Source organism: Streptomyces sp. NPDC051217 (genome assembly GCF_044455465.1).
Lineage (GTDB): Bacteria > Actinomycetota > Actinomycetes > Streptomycetales > Streptomycetaceae > Streptomyces.
Genome location: NZ_JBITEV010000007.1, coordinates 91,558 through 108,418, shown reverse-complemented (window position 1 = coordinate 108,418; position 16,861 = coordinate 91,558). Strand labels below are relative to the sequence as shown.

At 71.5% G+C, this 16,861-nt stretch carries 17 protein-coding genes; 9 read left to right on the top strand and 8 right to left on the bottom strand.

All coding sequences use genetic code 11. The features are described 5' to 3' along the window. Nucleotides 1-45: 45 nt before the first annotated feature. Nucleotides 46-501 carry a MarR family winged helix-turn-helix transcriptional regulator gene (locus ACIBBB_RS17990; protein ID WP_398982969.1) on the bottom strand — a complete coding sequence of 152 codons (456 nt, stop codon included), beginning with the start codon at nt 499-501 and terminating at the stop codon, nt 46-48. Between the two features lie 169 nt (nt 502-670). Between ACIBBB_RS17990 and ACIBBB_RS17985 the strand changes: the two genes are divergently transcribed. Further along, complete coding sequence (locus tag ACIBBB_RS17985; RefSeq protein WP_398982967.1) at nt 671-2,128, top strand: MFS transporter; 1,458 nt, start codon at nt 671-673, stop codon at nt 2,126-2,128. Between the two features lie 95 nt (nt 2,129-2,223). Here the strand turns inward: ACIBBB_RS17985 and ACIBBB_RS17980 are convergent, their stop codons facing one another. From ACIBBB_RS17980 to ACIBBB_RS17970, 3 genes are all read right to left on the bottom strand, one after another. Then, complete coding sequence (locus tag ACIBBB_RS17980; protein ID WP_398982965.1) at nt 2,224-2,604, bottom strand: hypothetical protein; 381 nt, start codon at nt 2,602-2,604, stop codon at nt 2,224-2,226. After that, entirely contained in the window at nt 2,601-3,338 is a 738-nt protein-coding gene (locus tag ACIBBB_RS17975) for a YoaK family protein (RefSeq protein ID WP_398982963.1), read from the bottom strand. Before ACIBBB_RS17975 ends, ACIBBB_RS17980 begins: the two co-directional genes overlap by 4 nt. A 206-nt stretch (nt 3,339-3,544) precedes the next feature. Next, nucleotides 3,545-5,332, bottom strand: coding sequence for a serine/threonine protein kinase (locus tag ACIBBB_RS17970; RefSeq protein WP_398982961.1), 1,788 nt, complete (start codon nt 5,330-5,332; stop codon nt 3,545-3,547). Here ACIBBB_RS17970 and ACIBBB_RS17965 point away from each other — a divergent pair. Together ACIBBB_RS17965 and ACIBBB_RS17960 are read left to right on the top strand one after the other, a co-directional pair. After that, complete coding sequence (locus ACIBBB_RS17965; RefSeq protein WP_398982959.1) at nt 5,322-5,597, top strand: putative leader peptide; 276 nt, start codon at nt 5,322-5,324, stop codon at nt 5,595-5,597. The two genes, ACIBBB_RS17970 and ACIBBB_RS17965, sit on opposite strands and share 11 nt — an antisense overlap. A 281-nt stretch (nt 5,598-5,878) precedes the next feature. Then, complete coding sequence (locus tag ACIBBB_RS17960) at nt 5,879-6,955, top strand: LLM class flavin-dependent oxidoreductase (protein WP_398982957.1); 1,077 nt, start codon at nt 5,879-5,881, stop codon at nt 6,953-6,955. A gap of 14 nt (nt 6,956-6,969) precedes the next feature. Here ACIBBB_RS17960 and ACIBBB_RS17955 read toward each other — a convergent pair whose 3' ends face one another. After that, nucleotides 6,970-7,992: an iron-containing redox enzyme family protein gene (locus tag ACIBBB_RS17955; protein ID WP_398982955.1), complete on the bottom strand. Its 1,023-nt coding sequence runs from the start codon at nt 7,990-7,992 to the stop codon at nt 6,970-6,972. Next, the gene (locus ACIBBB_RS17950; RefSeq protein ID WP_398982953.1) at nt 7,976-8,272 is read right to left on the bottom strand and encodes a CDGSH iron-sulfur domain-containing protein; all 297 of its coding nucleotides are present in this window, start codon (nt 8,270-8,272) and stop codon (nt 7,976-7,978) included. Before ACIBBB_RS17950 ends, ACIBBB_RS17955 begins: the two co-directional genes overlap by 17 nt. A 201-nt stretch (nt 8,273-8,473) precedes the next feature. Here ACIBBB_RS17950 and ACIBBB_RS17945 point away from each other — a divergent pair, with 201 nt between their 5' ends. The 5 genes from ACIBBB_RS17945 (at nt 8,474) to ACIBBB_RS17925 (ending at nt 13,590) form a co-directional block, all read left to right on the top strand. Then, complete coding sequence (locus ACIBBB_RS17945) at nt 8,474-8,785, top strand: small hydrophilic protein (protein WP_398982951.1); 312 nt, start codon at nt 8,474-8,476, stop codon at nt 8,783-8,785. After that, complete coding sequence (locus tag ACIBBB_RS17940; protein ID WP_398982949.1) at nt 8,757-10,199, top strand: sensor histidine kinase; 1,443 nt, start codon at nt 8,757-8,759, stop codon at nt 10,197-10,199. The genes ACIBBB_RS17945 and ACIBBB_RS17940 overlap by 29 nt, the downstream gene beginning before the upstream one ends. Continuing rightward, the gene (locus ACIBBB_RS17935) at nt 10,196-10,855 is read left to right on the top strand and encodes a response regulator transcription factor (protein WP_398982947.1); all 660 of its coding nucleotides are present in this window, start codon (nt 10,196-10,198) and stop codon (nt 10,853-10,855) included. Before ACIBBB_RS17940 ends, ACIBBB_RS17935 begins: the two co-directional genes overlap by 4 nt. A 126-nt stretch (nt 10,856-10,981) precedes the next feature. Then, nucleotides 10,982-12,418: an SLC13 family permease gene (locus ACIBBB_RS17930; protein WP_398982945.1), complete on the top strand. Its 1,437-nt coding sequence runs from the start codon at nt 10,982-10,984 to the stop codon at nt 12,416-12,418. Continuing rightward, nucleotides 12,415-13,590 carry a glycerate kinase gene (locus ACIBBB_RS17925; protein ID WP_398982943.1) on the top strand — a complete coding sequence of 392 codons (1,176 nt, stop codon included), beginning with the start codon at nt 12,415-12,417 and terminating at the stop codon, nt 13,588-13,590. Before ACIBBB_RS17930 ends, ACIBBB_RS17925 begins: the two co-directional genes overlap by 4 nt. An 86-nt stretch (nt 13,591-13,676) precedes the next feature. On the opposite strand, the gene ACIBBB_RS17920 is transcribed toward ACIBBB_RS17925, so the two are convergent. Then, nucleotides 13,677-14,279, bottom strand: coding sequence for a TetR family transcriptional regulator (locus ACIBBB_RS17920; protein ID WP_398982941.1), 603 nt, complete (start codon nt 14,277-14,279; stop codon nt 13,677-13,679). 100 nt (nt 14,280-14,379) lie between these two features. Between ACIBBB_RS17920 and ACIBBB_RS17915 the strand changes: the two genes are divergently transcribed. Beyond that, nucleotides 14,380-15,231: an oxidoreductase gene (locus ACIBBB_RS17915; protein WP_398982939.1), complete on the top strand. Its 852-nt coding sequence runs from the start codon at nt 14,380-14,382 to the stop codon at nt 15,229-15,231. Nucleotides 15,232-15,302: 71 nt separating this feature from the next. Here the strand turns inward: ACIBBB_RS17915 and ACIBBB_RS17910 are convergent, their stop codons facing one another. Next, the gene (locus ACIBBB_RS17910; protein ID WP_398982937.1) at nt 15,303-16,760 is read right to left on the bottom strand and encodes a hypothetical protein; all 1,458 of its coding nucleotides are present in this window, start codon (nt 16,758-16,760) and stop codon (nt 15,303-15,305) included. Between the last annotated feature and the right edge of the window lie 101 nt (nt 16,761-16,861).

The following is a 16,861-nucleotide window of genomic DNA, read 5'->3' as shown; positions in this document are numbered from 1 at the left end:
GTGGCGAGTGGCGCTGCCCGCCGGGCAGGCCCGGCAGGCCACCGCTCAGAGGCGCGGCCAGGGCCTTCCGCCGAGCCGTTCGATGTCGGTGTTGAAGCGCCTCAGATACGCGGCGAACGCGGCGATGTCCTCTTCCGGCCACTCGGACATGACCCGGTCCAGGGACCGCACGTTGGCCTCCCGCTCCTCGTCGAGGACGCGCGCGCCCTCGTCCGTGATACGGAATTTACGGGCCATGCCGCCGTCAGGGTCCGGGATGCGCTTCACGAGTCCCGCGCGCATCGCCGCCGCCGTCTGCCGGTTCAGGGTGGATGCGTCGAGTCCGAAGGCGTCGCTGAGTTCGCCGATCGACATCGGTCCCTGGAGGCGGATGCGGCTGAGCAGGATGTAGGCGCTGCGCTCCAGTACGCCGTCCTTGCGGCGCCCGCCCTTCTGGTGCAGAAATGTGTGGCGGCTGAGCAGCATCTGCTCGTACTCGACCTCGTGCGCGGCCCCGACCATGCCTGTGTCGCCTCCTGCCTCTCTCGCCGGGCCATTGTCGCATCACGTCCGCACGGCCCGGACATCATCTTCTCATGTTTGTGCAGCGCGCACGTAAAGTGCCCGATACACATGATATGTATGATGCACATGATCTTTTCGGATGCGACAGCCCTAGGAGTCACCTTTCATGGACGCCCCACAGCTCAGATCCCGCTCGGGCGGTGTGGTCGCGACGCTGGCGCTTGCCGGCACCACGGCCGCGATCATGCAGACACTGGTCACCCCTCTCATCGCCGACCTGCCGAAGATCCTCAACACCAGTGCGTCGAACGCCACTTGGGTGATCACGACGACCCTCCTGGTGGCGGCCGTCTGCGTTCCGGTCGTCGGCCGCCTGGGTGACCTGATCGGCAAGCGCCGCATGCTTCTCGTCTGCTCGGTGCCGCTCATCGCGGGCTCGGTGGTGTGCGCGCTCTCGTCCTCGGTCCTCCCGATGATCATCGGACGCGGGCTCCAGGGCATGGGTATGGGCATGGTGCCGCTGGGCATCGCCCTGCTGCGCGACGTCGTCCCCACGGAGAAGCTGAGCTCCTCCATCGCGCTGGTCAGCGCCTCCATGGGAATCGGTGGCGGCCTCGGCCTGCCGATCGCCGCGGCGGTCGCCCAGTACGCGAACTGGCGTGTTCTCTTCTGGGGCTCCGCCGTGCTCGCCACGATCATCGCCCTGCTGATCTGGTTCCTGATCCCGACCGTGCCGGCGGGCGCCAAGGGGCAGCGGTTCGACGCGGTCGGTGCGGTCGCCCTCGGCGCAGGGCTGGTCAGTCTGCTGCTCGCGATCTCCAAGGGCGCCGACTGGGGCTGGGGTTCGGGCACCACGCTCGGTCTGTTCGCCGCCGCCGTCGTCTTCCTGGTCGGCTGGGGCGCCTGGGAACTCCGTACGAGCGACCCGCTGGTCGACCTGCGCACGACGGCCCGTCCCCGGGTCCTGCTCACCAACATCGCGTCGATCTTCGTCGGGTTCGCGATGTACGCGAGCATGCTGGTGATCCCGCAGCTGCTCCAGTACCCGGAGGCCACCGGCTACGGACTGGGGCAGTCGATGCTGGCCGCCGGCCTGTGGATGGCCCCGGGCGGCGTGATGATGATGATCGTCTCCCCGCTCGGCGGCAAACTGACCAACGCCCGGGGCCCGAAGGTCACCCTCCTCGGCGGAGTCCTGGTCATCGCCGCGGGCTATGGGCTGTCACTCGCGCTGATGGGGTCGGCCTGGGGAATCATGCTGGCCATCATGGTGATCAACAGCGGCGTGGGCCTTGCCTACGGCTCGATGCCCGCGCTCATCATGAGTTCGGTCCCGCTCTCCGAGACGGCCGCCGCGAACAGCTTCAACGCCCTCATGCGCTCACTCGGCACGTCCATCGGCGCGGCGGTCATCGGCATGGTCCTGTCCCAGATGACGACCGGCGTCGGCGGCTTCGGCGTCACTTCCGAGAGCGGCTTCCGCACGGGCCTGCTGATCGGCTGCGGCGTCGCTCTCCTTTCCGCCGCGATCGCGGCGGTCATCCCGGCGGTGCGCACCGCCGCCACCGGCCTGGAGAAGACCCACGCGAGTTCCGAGCCGGAGAGGGCCGCGGTCCAGGCGTGAACCCCGGCCGCGCTCCGACGGGCGCGGCCGGAACGACCTCTCTCCGGCGCCCGCCGCGCGTGCCGCGCCGCGGACCCGCCGGAACCCGGCCGCTCTCATGGCCGGAGCACCGCCTTCACGATGCCGTCGGCGCGCCGGTCGAAGGAGTCGTACATCCGCGGCGCGTCGGTCAGCGAACCGTGATGGGTGACCACCTTCTCGGGATGCGCCCTGCCGTCCAGCACCAGATCGCGCAACAGACGTGTGTAGCGCCGGTCGTGGGTACGGCCGAAACCGACGTGGACACCCCGGTCGAACAGCTGACCCAGGACGAGGCCCGGCTCCGCGCCCGTTCGGCCGTCGTACATGTGCGGGTCGGTGCCGCACAAGGCGCTCGACGTGATGCGTACGAGTGCGTCCGTCGGCTCCAGCAGAGCCGCGTCCTCGACGTCGTGCACGGACACCCGGCGGGTGCCGTCGTAGACCACGGCCTTCATGAAGTGTCTCCCGTCATCGTTGTCGCCGCGGGCATGGGCCGGTCCGGGCCAGGGGCGGTGGCCACGCACGCCAGCGCCGCCACCGCCAGCACCAGCGGGACCGCCATCGCCCAGGGCGCGGACGCCGCGAACACGAGTGCGCCCACGGCCGCGCCGCCCGTGAGCGCGACGAGCCGGGCCAGTGAACCGAGATCCGCGCGGCGTCCGCCCGGCGGCCCGGCGGCGTGCGCGACGACGTGGGTGAGGGTGCCGGTGAAGTACGTTCCGGGTCCGCCCGCCGCCCCCGCTCCGGCCAGCGCCGCGGACTGAATCCCCATGGCGACGGCGACCGCGACGAGCACGACATCGAGCCACGGCTGCGCGGGCGCCCCGTCGGCCGCGCCCCAGCCCGCGGCCACGGCGGCGAGGAGTACGACCTCGACGGCGAGACACCGCACGACCGCACTCGGCCAGCGCGTCGCGGATTCCTCCGGCCGGCGCCGGGCGAACGGCGCCACGGCCGCGACCCCCACCACATACCCGCCCAGAGCCAGCAGCGGCGCGGTAGGCCCGCCCTCGTGGCCCGTCCCCGTCAGGGACAGGCCCAGAAGCACCAGGTTCCCGGTCATCACCCCGGCGAAGACCCGTCCCAGCGCGGTGAAAGCCAGCACGTCCACGGCGCCCGAAACCCCGGCGAACAGGATCAGCGCACCCCACTGGGCGCGCCCCGGACGCACCGGTTCGGTCGTCGACACCCCGTAACACCGCCTCCGCGTCCGCTGCCCGAAGAGGCCACCAATACGGTGCGAGGGCCCGGCCCGCACCACGCCGAGCCGCTCCCAGGGACCGGCTCACCCGTCCGGCGCACCTACGGCGCGGACCGGGCAGTGCGGACCGGCCACAGTCCGGACAGGCCAGTGGGACAGGTCAGTGCGGACCGGCCCCGAGCCGGGAGGCCGCGTCAGCTCTCCGAGGGGTCCTCGGCGTTGCGCCAGATCTCCAGGTCGATCGTGACGTACTGGCCCGGGTCGTCCTCGCCGGACTTGCCGCGGTACGTCGCCACCGCGATATGGCCCGCGTCGCTGAGCACGCAGATCTCCGACCCGTTGCTGAGCTGGTCGAGGCCGATCTTCTCCGTGAAGCGCGTCTCCGTGCGGCAGGTCTCCAGGGAGCCCTTCTGCGTGTTGTTCAGCAGGACGAACTTCCCGTTGGCGGTGCCGATGTTGGCTTCCTCCAAGTAGTCGATGACGTTGAAGTAGAGATCTCCGTTGCCGTAGGCCGCGTCCTCGCTCTCGACCGGGCGCGGCGGGCTGTCGGCGAGCATGAGCTCGTAACCCTCCGTCAGGTCGATGCCCTTGTACGAGACCGGCTGAGGGTCCGCCCGCTTCTTCCCGCCACCTGAGGCATCGCCGCTCGAACCACTGCCGCTGGCGCTGCTGCTGGTGCCGCTGCCGGGCGACTTCGACTCGTCGTCCCCGCCCGAGCCGTCCGGCAGCAGGGACCCGACGACCGCCAGGACGACGATCGCGCCCACGACCGACGCGGCGACGATCAGCCCGGTCCGCTTCGGCTTGGGCTGCTGCGGGGGCACGTAGGGAGCGTGGACCACAGGCGGCGGGGTGTGGTAGCCCGGCGCAGGCGTGCGGTGCATCGGGTGGCCGGGCATCGGAGGCACCGGACCGGGAACGCCCGGCGCGTTCTGCGTCGGCGCGGCGGACGGGGAGAACGCGGTCGGCGCGTACGGGTTGGGATTGACCGGCCCCGGTCCCTGCGGCGAGAACTGCGTCGGCGTCGGTGCCACGGTGGGCTGCGGTGGCGGGGTCTTCGCCGGTTCGGGCAGCCGCAGCCGCTCCGTGATCGATCCGGCGACCGACCGCGGCAGCCAGTCCTCGCCCTGGCGCAGCGGTTCGGGCGAGATCTCGTGGCACAACTCGATGATCTCCGTCAGGCTCGGCCGGCCTTCCGGGTCGCGAGTCAGACAGCGGGTCACCAGGGGCAGCAGCTCCGCGGGCACCCGGCTGAGGTCGGGATCCTCGTGCACGATCCGGTAGAGCACCGCGTGCGAGGACCCTTCACCGTAGGCCGGTGAACCGATCGCCGCGAAGGCCGCGATCTGGCCGAGGGCGAAGATGTCGGTGGCGGGGCCGACCGTACCGGCCGCCGCCTGTTCCGGCGCCATGAACGCCGGGGTGCCCACGCTGACCCCGGTGCCGGTGAGCGCGGTGGTCTCCGCGGCGCGGGCGATACCGAAATCGATCACGCGAGGGCCGTCGGAGGCGAGAAGCACGTTCGCGGGCTTGAGGTCACGGTGGACGATGCCCGCGCCGTGGATGACATGGAGGGCCTCGGCGACCCCGACGGTCAGCAGCAGCACGCTCCGCAGCGGCAGCGCGCCGTGCTGCGCCACGGCGTGGGCCAGAGAGGGACCGGGCACATACGCGGTGGCCAGCCAGGGCTGCGAGCCTTCGGTGTCGGAGTCGATGACCGGCGCCGTGTACAGGCCCTGAACCCGCTGCGCGGCCTGGACCTCCCGCTGGAAGCGCCGCCGGAACTCGGGGTCCTCGCTGAACTCGGGCCGGATCACCTTGATCGCGATGGGCCGGCCGCCCGGCGTGTAGGAGAGATACACCTTGCCCATACCGCCTGTGCCGAGCACGGCCGCGAGCCGATAGCCACCGACGACGGTCGGGTCGCTCTGCTCAAGCGGCTTGAAAAGGTTGGCCGAAGGTGTACTGGTCATGGCGATCATCCCCTGTTTACGGCAGCTCAGCTCCTGCCGATGCCCCGAAGTCAATCGGGAGCGTATCGACTTTCCATCGGTGTCCTCGCCACGTACGGCAACAACCCTGCAACAACAGGGCTTTTCCCGGCCGCGTCGGTCCTGCGGATTCGCGCGTTCGCGCATTGCCAGGAGCCTTCGCGTCGCCTACCGTTGCACTGTGCATCCAGGTGTAAGACTCGTGACGCGCATTCATGTCGACCTTCTGCGGTCGGCCAGTGCCCTCTGTCTTTAGTGCCACCTGACGCTCAGGCCCTGTCCGGCTCGCGTCCATACGCCGCGCGGGCATCGCGATCGCCCCGGGTCCGTCCTCGGCGGGGCCCCGAACAACGCGGCCCGTATCCCCTTTTCTGTGGCCCTTTTCTTCTCACCGCACCGTGCTTCGCCGTGGGTCGCCCTCTGACGTGGGCCGCCCGCGCGCGGCGGCGCGCGTGATTTCCCACTGAGCGAGCACGGCGAGTCCGGCGGACACGGCGAGCAAGGCCGCCCCGCTCGACAGTGAATCGGAGGACTGACATGAGCGACGAATATCTCTGGTACATCCCCAACACGGTCGAGCCCGGACACCGCGGTGACGACACCACCGACGGGTGGGGCACGCTCGGCTTCTCCACCGAGATCGCCCGCGCCGCCGAGGACCACGGCTGGGGCGGAGCCCTCATCGGTACGGGGTGGGGCCGTCCTGACACCTTCACGGTGGCGACCGCGCTGGCCGCCCGTACCACCACCTTCAAACCGCTGGTGGCGATACGCCCCGGCTACTGGGGGCCCGCGCACTTCGCGAGCGCCGCGGCCACTCTGGACCAGCTCAGCGGGGGGCGCCTGTTGGTCAATATCGTCAGCGGCCTCGACAACGCCGGGGCGTACGGCGACGGAGAGAGCGACCCGGCCCGCCGCTACGACCGCACACGGGAATTCCTCCAACTCGTGCGCCGGCTCTGGACGGAGGAGAACGTCACCTTCCGGGGCGAGTTCTTCGGCGTGGAGGGCTCCACCGCGAGCCCGCGCCCGTACGGCGCCGAGCACGGCCGGACCCCCAGGCTCTACTTCGGCGGCGCCTCAGCCGCGGCCGAGGCCGTCTCGGCCACCGAGGCGGACGTCCAGCTCTTCTGGGGAGAACCGCTCGACGGTGTGGCCGAGCGCATCGACCGTCTCAGGAAGCTGAGCGACGACCTCGGCCGTACCCACGCGCCGCTGGAGTTCGGACTGCGCATCACGACGCTGGTCCGAGACACGACCGAGGAGGCCTGGCGCGACGCCGAGGCAAAGGTGGCCCAGTTGGCCGGTGTCCGTGACTCGACGATCGACAACGGGCGGCGTCGAGCCGTCGGCCAGCAGCGGCTCTACGACCTCGCGGAGCGCGGCGACGTGCTGGACTCGTGCCTCTACACCGCCCCCGGGCGGGTCGGGGGCGGTGGCGCCGGGACCACCTGGCTGGTCGGTTCCCCGGACGATGTGGCCGCCGCGCTGCGGAAGTACGGAGAACTCGGCATCACGCACTTCGTCCTCTCCGACACCCCGTACCGGCCGGAGGTGGCCCGTATCGGAGACCAGCTGCTGAGCCGGCTGCGGGAACGCCACCCGGTGGCGTGAGGACGACCCTCGCCTCAGGGGGGCAGCGGGCGCCGCAGAGCGCTCCGGCCGGCGCGCCACGCGTTCAGCAGGCGGGCCGCCAGCCGGTCCTCCACGAGCACGGTGGCCCGGACGCCGAAGGCGACATCGGGCTCCAGGTGCGGCTCGTCGGCCAGCAGCCCCGCGACGACCTCGCGCCGGACGACCTGTTCATGGACGGAGTCGGCCTCCACATGCTCGTCGTAGAAGCGCTCGGCGGCGGGCCCCGCGCCGGTCCGGCGCATGGCCCGCGCCAACCGCCGGGACCCGGGTGAGGACGTCACTTCCACCACGGCGAAATGACCCACGAGGGCGCCCCGCAGCGCCCGGTGCAGCCCGAGCGCGGACATCAGATTGACGGAGGCCAGGGCCTCGGAGGGGGTCGCGTCCACGTAGTGGCCGTAGCGGATGTCCAGATCCAGATCCGCCATGAGATCGGCGAAGAGCCGTGCGTGGATGGACTCGGGACGGCCGGCGCCGAACTCGTCGAACTCGACGGCCACCATGCCCGCCTTCGCCCTGCCGTGCAGCCGGGGCAGAACCCAGGCGTGCGGGTCGGCTTCCTTGAGGTGGTAGGGCGAGCGCAGCGCCGCGTACTCGCGCAGCTGCTCGCGGGTGCCGTCGCGCTGGAGGAAGTGGGTCATGCTCGTCGGGTCGTAGCCCCGGGGCTCGACGAGCAGCCCGGCCAGGGCTTCGTCCGCGGTGTCGCCCTCGCCGCCGGGGGCCGCCTCCCGTACGGCGCCGAGGAACCGGTCCTCCAGGTGGCGGCGCAGGTGCAGCAGGTCCGGGTCCCACTCCCGCCGGTCGTCGACCCCGTCGAATCCCTGGTAGTGCAGCTCGTACAGGACGTAGAGCGCCAGTTGCAGATCGTCACCGAAAGGGTCCGTGGCCGCCACGGTCCCCGGCGGGAGCGCGATGGCCGTTCCTTCGCCCAGTGCCGTGCGTACGGAGGCCGAGACCGCGCCCCGTGCTTCCGGCAGCGGCGGGCTCGCCGCGCGCGACTCACGGTACGTCGTCAACGCCGCGTCCTCCCTCCTCCCGGGCTTCGCTCTCCGCTCCGCGACCGTCCGCCGTGCCCGAGCGCGCCTCCCCGCGCACCCGGCGGCGGTGGCTGGCGTCGCACCACGGGTAGGAGCGGCTGCGGCGGCAGACGCACAGGGCGACGACGAAACGGTTCGAGACGCAGGTGTTCCCGGCTGCGTCGACCGCCTCCACGGGGCCCTCCACGAGGACCGGCCCGTCGCGGTCGACGGAGACACGGCGCGGGCGCGGGGGCGGGTGTCCGGACGAGTTCGGCACGATTGACCACCAGCTTTTCCTTGTCCACCACGTCGCGGGCGGCCCGTGCGTCGTACGGCACGAGCACCCGCACCTTCCAAGCTCCCCCCAAGGACGCGGACGCACCACCCGAGGAGCGGTGCGCCGATCCCTCACCCCTCATGAAGAAATCCTCATCCCGGCTTCATGCTGGTGAATGTCCCGGTCGCCAGGATGGGCGGCATGGCCTTCTCAATTCGTCTGGCGGCCCTGGCGGCCGTCGTCGCCGTCCCTCTGGGGATCGCCGCGACCAGCTACGCTATGACCGACAGTCCTGAGGCGCCCAAGGTGCCCCCCGGAGTGCGACTCGACAACACGCCGAGCGGCACCCCGAGTGGTACGCCGAGCACCGGACCTGGAGAGCCTTCGCCCACCGGCTCGCCCACGGGGCCACCCGCCGGTTCGCCGGACGATTCACCCGGCGGCGACATCGTGCCCGGACCGTCCGCCGGCGACGGTGACGACGATGACGACGACTTCGGTGATGACGGTTGACCTTCCGAGGGTTTCCGCCCGCGTGCGGATCCTGCTGTGGCTCCTGGTGGTGATGGCCGTGGCCCTCGGGGCGGTGGCCGTCACGGTGCGCTCGATCCTCCACCGGGACGTGGAACACCGCATAGGCGAGTTGCTGTCACAGGAGACGGGCGAGTTCGCCAACTTCGTCGAGCAGGGCGTTGACCCGGAGACCGGCCGGAGTTTCGGTGACACCCGCAGGCTGCTCCAGACCTTTCTGCGACGGCAGTACGCGGACAGGGACGAGGAGTTGCTGGGTCTGCCCCACTCCTCCGTGAGCACGCCCGACGTCATCCGGCAGCGCCGTGACTTCCCCGAACGCATCGCCCTGTGGCGGGACGAGGTCGCGCTCTCCCGGATCCTGGCGTCCAAGGACTCCTCCGGCACACTGCACCGGGCACGGGGCGAACTGCGGTGGGCCAAGGTCGCCATCCGCCCGCTCGGTGACGCTCCGCCGGGAGCCTTCGTGGTCGCGTTCCACGCGGACCGCGAACGGGCCGTCGCCGACAAGACGTTCTGGACACTGCTGGCCCTGTCGGGTATGGCGCTGATCCTGGTGAGCGGCATCGGCTGGGTCGTCGCCGGCCATATCCTCGCCCCTGTCCGGGTCGTACGGAAGACCGCCGCCGAGCTGACCGAGCGGGATCTCACGCGCCGTATCCCCGTGGAGGGACGCGACGACATCGCGGCGCTCGCGGAGACGTTCAACGGAATGCTCGACCGGCTTGAGCAGGCGTTCGCCGCGCAACGGGTCTTCGTGGACGACGCGGGGCACGAACTCCGTACTCCCATCACCATCGTGCGCGGGCATCTGGAACTGATGGGTGACGATCCGGCCGACCGGGAGGAGACGATACGCCTCGTCACGGACGAGCTCGACCGGATGAGCCGCATCGTCGAGGACCTGCTGCTGCTCGCCCGGGCCGAGCGTCCCGACTTCGTCCGCCCGGAGCCGGTCCAGCTCGCGGAGCTGACCGCGGACGTCTTCGTCAAGGCGCGGACGCTCGGCGAGCGGGAGTGGCTGCTCGACTCGGTCGCCGACCGCGAGGCGCCGCTGGATCCGCAGCGGATCACCCAGGCCATGGTCCAGCTCGCGCAGAACGCCGTCCAGCACACCGTCCCCGGCCAGCGCATACGGATCGGCTCACAGACGCACGGCGGGCGGATCGAGCTGTACGTCGCCGACAACGGCCCCGGCATTCCGCCGCAGGACGCCGGGGTGATCTTCGAGAGATTCCGGCGCGGCACGGCCCGCCGGGGCACCCGCACCAGTGGCGCCGGACTCGGACTGGCCATCGTCAAGGCGATCGCGGAAGGCCACCACGGCCGGGTCGAACTGCGCCGTACCGACGGCGGCGGCGCCACCTTCGTACTCATCCTGGAGACGGGCTCATGAATCGCATTCTGATCGCCGAGGACGAGGAACGGATCGCCTCCTTCGTGGAGAAGGGGCTCCGGGCCAACGGCTTCACCACCACCGTCGCCGACGACGGCGACTCCGCGCTGCACCACGCCGTGTCCGGCGGATTCGACCTGGTGCTGCTCGACATCGGCCTGCCGGGGCGGGACGGATTCACCGTCCTGCGGGAGATGCGTGAGGCACGCGTCACGCTGCCCGTCATCGTGCTGACGGCAAGGGACTCCGTACGCGACACCGTGGCGGGACTCGAAGGCGGCGCCGACGACTGGATGACCAAGCCTTTCCGCTTCGAGGAACTGCTGGCGAGGGTCCGGCTTCGGCTGCGTACGGCGGCGCGCGCGCCGGAGGTCACCATGCTGCGCAGCGGCAGCCTCAGTCTCGACCTGAGGACGCGGCGCGCACGGGCCGGCGAGCGGACCGTGGATCTGACGGCGCGTGAGTTCGTCCTGCTGGAGATGTTCCTGCGCCACCCCGGCCAGGTGCTGTCGCGCGAGCAGATCCTCTCGCATGTGTGGGGCTACGACTTCGACCCCGGCTCCAACATCGTGGACGTCTATGTGCGGGCGCTGCGGCGGAAGTTGGGGGCGGAGCGGCTGGAGACGATACGGGGCATGGGCTACCGCATGCCGTAAGCCGGAGGACGATGCCCGGCCGCGTACACGTACGCGGGCGCGGGGCCGACGGCGCCGAGACGCACATGAAGCGGCTTTCACCCACGGCTCATTCGGACCTCACGGCCCGCCCCCAGGCTGATCGTCGTGCCCCTGTCTCTCCGGCAGACCATCTGCCTCTGCGCCGTTCTCAGCCTCTGTGCCCTGCTCGCCGTGCCCGGTAACTTCCCCGGCCTCAGCGGCGACGCGCGGTTCACGCTCGTCGTCTTCACCCTCGCCACGTACATCTGGATCGCCACCTCGGTGGACGACACCTACGTCGCACTCGGCGCCGGACTCGCGCTCACCGCGACCGGGGTGATCAGCAGTGAGACGCTCTTCGCGACTCTCGGCGACGAGACGGTGTGGCTGCTGATATGCGCGTTCGTCCTGGCCGCCGCCGTCACCACGACCGGACTCGCGGGCCGCGCCGCCGCCTTTCTGGTCGGCGGGGCGGGCACCGTACGGCAGTTGGCGCATCTGACCACGGCCGGGCTGGTCGTCACGGCCTTCGCCGTGCCGGCGACCTCGGGCCGCGCCGCGCTCGCCCTGCCGGTATTCCTGGCACTCGCGAAGGCGCTCGCCGACCGGACCCGGCTGGTGGTGATGCTCGCGCTCCTCTTCCCGACCGTGATCCTCCTCTCCGCCGTCGCCACACTGATCGGCGCCGGCGCGCATCTGATCACCGTCAGCGTGCTGTGGGAGCAGACGGGGGAAGAACTGGGCTTCGTCACCTGGCTGATCCTCGGGCTGCCGCTCGCCGTGGTCTCCTCCCATCTGGCCGCCGAGCTGGTGCTGGTGACGACGACCCGACGGGCCGACCGGACGGGGCCCGTACGGATCACCACGGCACAGATCCAGGAGCACTCCGACGCACCGGTCGAAGGACCCCTCACCCCGTCGGAGGCCCGGTGTCTCCTTCTGCTGGGGACCGTGGTGCTGCTGTGGTGCAGCGAGCCGCTGCACGGTGTGTCTCCCGCGGTCGTCGCTCTCATCGGTGCCGTCGTCGCCTCCTCACCGGCGCTGGGCACGGTGCGCCTCAAGGAGGGCTTGCGTACGGTGCCCTGGCCGCTGCTCCTCTTCATGGCCGCGACCATGGCGATGGGCGTGGCGCTCGCCGAATCGGGGGCCGCCGACTGGCTGGTGGGGTGGGTGCCGGGCGGTGAGTCGATGCCGCCGTGGATGTTTCTCGCCGGTGTGATCGTGGTCAGCACGGCGGCCCACCTGGCGCTCCAGTCCCGCTCCGCCAGGTCGTCCGTGCTCGTCCCACTGGTGATCGCCGCGGCGCTCGCCGCCGGCGTCAATCCGGTCGCCGCCGCGTTCGCCTCGACCGCCGCCGCCGGTTTCTGCCACACGCTCCCCGCGTCGGCCAAGCCGGTCGCGCTCTTCGCCGACCTGCCCGCCGGAACCCCCACGTACACCCCGCGCGACCTCCTGCGGCTCTCGGCCGTACTCGCGCCGCTCACCGCGGCACTCGTGCTGCTCTTCGCCCTCGCCGTCTGGCCGCTGCTCGGCGTGCCCGTCCATCTGGAGACCCAGCCATGAGCTACCGCATCGTCATCGCCCCCAGCGGTTTCAAGGAGTGCCTCTCCGCGTCCCAGGTGGCCGAGTCCATCGCCGAAGGCGTCCTGCGGGTGATCCCCGACGCCGACATCGATCTGATCCCGCTGGTGGACGGGGGAGAGGGGACAGCGGAGGCACTGGCCCTCGCCGGTGGCGGCCGGCTGGTGCGGCGCACCGCGACAGGTCCGGTCGGGCGGCCCGTCAGCACGCACTTCGGCCTGCTCGGCGAGGACGGCCCCGGACCCGTCACCGCCGTCGTGGAGATGGCCGCCGTCGCCGGTCTCTCCCTCGTACCGGCCGACCGGCGCGATCCGGCGGAGACCACCACGTACGGCGTGGGCGAGCTGATCCGGGCCGCCCTGGACATGGGAGCGCGGCGCGTGCTCGTCGGCTGCGGGGACTCCGGCACGTCGGACGGGGGTGCCGGAGCACTCCAGGCGCTCGGCGCGCGGCTGACCGATCACCGTGGCCGCGAACTTCCGCCGGGTGGCGCGGCGCTCGTGGAACTGGACCGCCTCGACGCGTCCGGACTCGACCGCCGCCTCGCCGACACCGAACTGCTCGTGGCCTGCAATCCCTTCAACGTGCTGTGCGGTGCCCACGGCGTGGCGCGGGTGTTCGGACCACAGAAGGGCGCGACCCCCTTCGGGGTGGAGGTGCTGTCGACGGCCCTGGAGCGCTGGGCGGCGGTCCTCACCCGCGATCTGCCGCCCGGGATCGATCTGCGGACGGCCCCCGGCACCGGGGCGTCCGGTGGTCTGGGAGCGGGACTCGCCGCGCTGGGCGGACAGCTCCTGCCCCGCTTCGAAGTCCTGCTCGACCGGCTCGACCTGGACGCCAGGCTGGCCCGCGCCGATCTGGTGATCACGGCGGAGGGGGCGCTCGACCACCAGACGGTACGGGGCAAGATCCCCGCCGAGGTCGCGAGCCGGGCGTATGCGGCCGGGGTGCCGGTGTTCGTCCTCGCGGGCACGATCGGGCCCGGCGCGCACATGGTGCGGGCGATCGGCGTCGACGCGTACAGCGCGATCCTGCCGGCCCCGATGTCGCTGCCCGAGGCGATCGAGGGCAGCAGCGAGATCCTCGCCGACGCCACGGAGCGCTCCCTGCGGATCCTGGAGCTGGGTACGAGGCTGGCCGTCCGGGCGGCCTGAGGTGTCCGGCAGTCGGGCGGGGCCCGGGTCGGTGCGGTGTCCCGGTCTGCTCGGTGAGGGACTCGAACCGGGCGTGGACGAGGCCGTCAGCCGGCGTCGTCAGGGGCGTCGGAAGGGGCGTCGGCGGTGACGCCGACGACGCGTGCCACCGCCTCGACCACCGTACGGCGCCGTTCGCGGCGGCTGATCGGCGCGGCCAGGGCTGAGAACTCCGGGTTCATCGTCGCCCATGACGTCGAGAGCGCCTGGATCAGCGCCAGCAGCTGCACGGCGGTGAAGTGGGACGGGACCGATCCGTCGTCCTGCGCGGCGGCGATGCGGCGGACCCGGAGGTCGTTGGTGTCGATCAGGGCCTGGAGCGGCGTGGCCCCGGCGCGCTCCAGGCGGTACCACGTCGACAGCCGCAGCCGTTCGGGGGCGTCGGCGAAGTGGTCGAACATACGGCCCGCGTACGCGGGCAGATCGTGGGCGTCGAAGTCGACCTCGGCGAGGGACTCCTTGACGTAGTTGCTGAAGACCGCGTCGAAGAGCTGTTCCTTGTTCCCGAAGTAGGTGTAGATGCGTTCCTTGCTGCTCGCCGCGCGCTCGGCGACGCGGTCCATGCGGGCGCCCGCGATCCCGTACGTGGCGAACTCGTCGGTCGCCGCCTTCATGATGCGGGCTCGTGTGGCGTCCGGATTGCGGGGCATGACCCCAGCTTACCTACCAACTAGTAGGTTGCCAACTGGTGCGGAACGAGGCACGCTGGAAGTACCGACCAACTAGTACGTAGGTATCAAGGAGCGCATCATGGCACGCCATACCTGGCTGATCACGGGAAGCTCCCGGGGCATGGGGCACGAACTGGCCAAGGGGGCACTGGAGGCCGGCGACAACGTCGTCGCCACCGCGCGCCGGCCCGAACAGCTCGCGGAGCTCGCCGGCACCTACGGCGACCGCGTCCGCACCGTCGCACTTGACGTCACCGACCCGGAAGCCGCCCGCGGCGCCGTCGCCACCGCGGTGGAGGCGTTCGGCTCGCTCGACGTGGTCGCCAACAACGCGGGCTTCGCCAACTCCGGGTCCATCGAGGACATGGACCCGGCGGACTTCCGGGCCCAGATCGAGACCAACCTCTTCGGTGTCGTCAACGTCACCCGCGCGGCGCTGCCGCACATGCGGGTCCGGCGCGCCGGTCACTTCCTCCAGTTCTCCTCGATCGGCGGACGCGTGGGCGGCACCGCGGGCATGGGCGCCTATCAGACCGCCAAGTTCGCCGTCGAGGGTTTCTCCCAGGTCCTGAACACCGAGGTCGGCCCCCTGGGCATCAAGGTCACCATCGTCGAGCCCGGCGCCTTCCGCACCGACTGGGGTGGCTCGTCCATGACTCTCCATGAGCCCGGCCCCGACTACGAGCAGACCGTCGGACGGATGCACGCCTACCGCCGGGAGAACGAGGGCAAGGAACAGGGCGACCCCGCCCGCGCCGCCCGCGTCCTGATCGACATCGTCAACAGCCCCGAGCCCCCGCTGCGGATTCTGCTGGGCGCCGACGCGGTCACCTTCGCCGAGAAGGCATCGAAGGAACGTGCCGCCGAGGCCGCGCTGTGGGCCGACGTCAGCGGCTCCACCGGGTTCCCCACCGCGGAGGCGGCCATCTGACGACATCACGGAGCCCTGTTCGTCCGGCGACCTCCTGCCGGGCCCGGCCTCCGCGGCGCGGCCCCGTCGACTCACCCACCGGTCCCCGGACGCGGAGGATCCGTCCGCCGGACCAGGCCGCCCGACACCGGCTCGGCGCCGGGCTCGCCATCCCCGTCCTGGTGGCGCGGCACCCGGTCGTCGGGGTCGCGGTCCGCTTCGGGCGGCGCGGCCCTGAGCCGGTGCGCTGCGGCAGCGTCGAGCAACTCCAGCACCGTCCCTTCACCGGGGCCGAGTTGGCCGCTCCCGCCGAGGGCCCGTCCGACGGCCGCGTGATCCTCCTCGGTCAGGGACGCCACCGGGCGAAGCAGCCGGGCCAGCGGGTGATGGAAGTCGTGGACGGTGAGGGCGGAGCCCTTCCCGGCGTCGAGCGTCCCGACTGCGGCGAACCGGCCGTTGGCCGAAGCCGCGACGGTACGCAGGACCCCCGGGCGGTCCCGCAGCTCCATCAGGGGACGAGGCCAGCCGGCAGGCCCGAGTGTGACCTGGTCGAAGAACCGATGCCGCCCCTCACTGCCCACGTGCGCGACCAGCACACCCCAGGCCGGGACGGCGAACAGGCCGGTGAGCAGGGGAGCCTTGCCCACCGCCTCCAGGACAAGCGCCTCGTGCGGTTCGGTACGCCACCGGCTGAGCCCGCCGTCCATGCCGCAGGCGACGAGCTCGCCGGCTCCCGTGAACGTCAGCTCCCGTACCGGCCCGTGCGGCACCGGCAGGACGGTACGCCCGATCAGCCGCTCCAGTCCGGCGTCGAGAAGCACGATGTCCGTGCTGCCGCCGAACGCGACCGCGCCGCCGTCAGGTGAGACGGCGAGACGGTGGGCGGTGTCGATGCCGAACGGACTCAAATCCACGACGCCGGGGCCGAGTTGGGGTCCCGCCACCGCAGCGACCGGTTGCAGCGCGGCACCCGCGACGAAGCCGGCGGCCGTGCCCGCGGGCCGCATACCCGTCAGAGCCCTGCCGTGCGAGACGTGGAGGGTGGCACCACGCCGGTAGTGCACCAGGGCCCGCCCGCCCCCGGGCTCGTCACGGACGGCCACGACGTTCTCCTCGTCCACGCACGCGACAGCGTGATGGTGGAGCTCACCCAGGTAGATGTCCCGCCAGGAGCCGTCGGACAGCAGGGCGACACGGGTGAGACCGTCGGCCTCGTAGCCGGTGAGGGTGAGAACGGGAGCGTCGACCCCGAAGGACAGCCACTCGGCGGCGCCGGTGACGAGCGGATGCACGGAACGCGAGGCGTCGGCCGCCGTCGCGGTCACCCGCGCCACCAACTCCTCGTCCGCCGCTGCGAGCCGGGCGAGGAAAGGGGCGTCGTCGTGGTCCGCCGGGAAGAGATCGGCGTACCGCTTCGCCAGCCGGACACCGTCCGCCAACGGCACCGAGGCGATCAGCTCCCCGAGTACGTTCCGGTGTCTGGGCCTGAGGTGTCTGGCGGCCTGCCGGTCGATCCCGGCGGCGTCGTCCCAGATGGCGCGCCCGGCCATACCCCACCCCGCCTTCCCGTCAACTCCGCCCGGGGGGCGGAGCATTCATGATTCCGTGCCCTGCCACCTCGCACTACGCTGACTTTCACACACGGGGACTT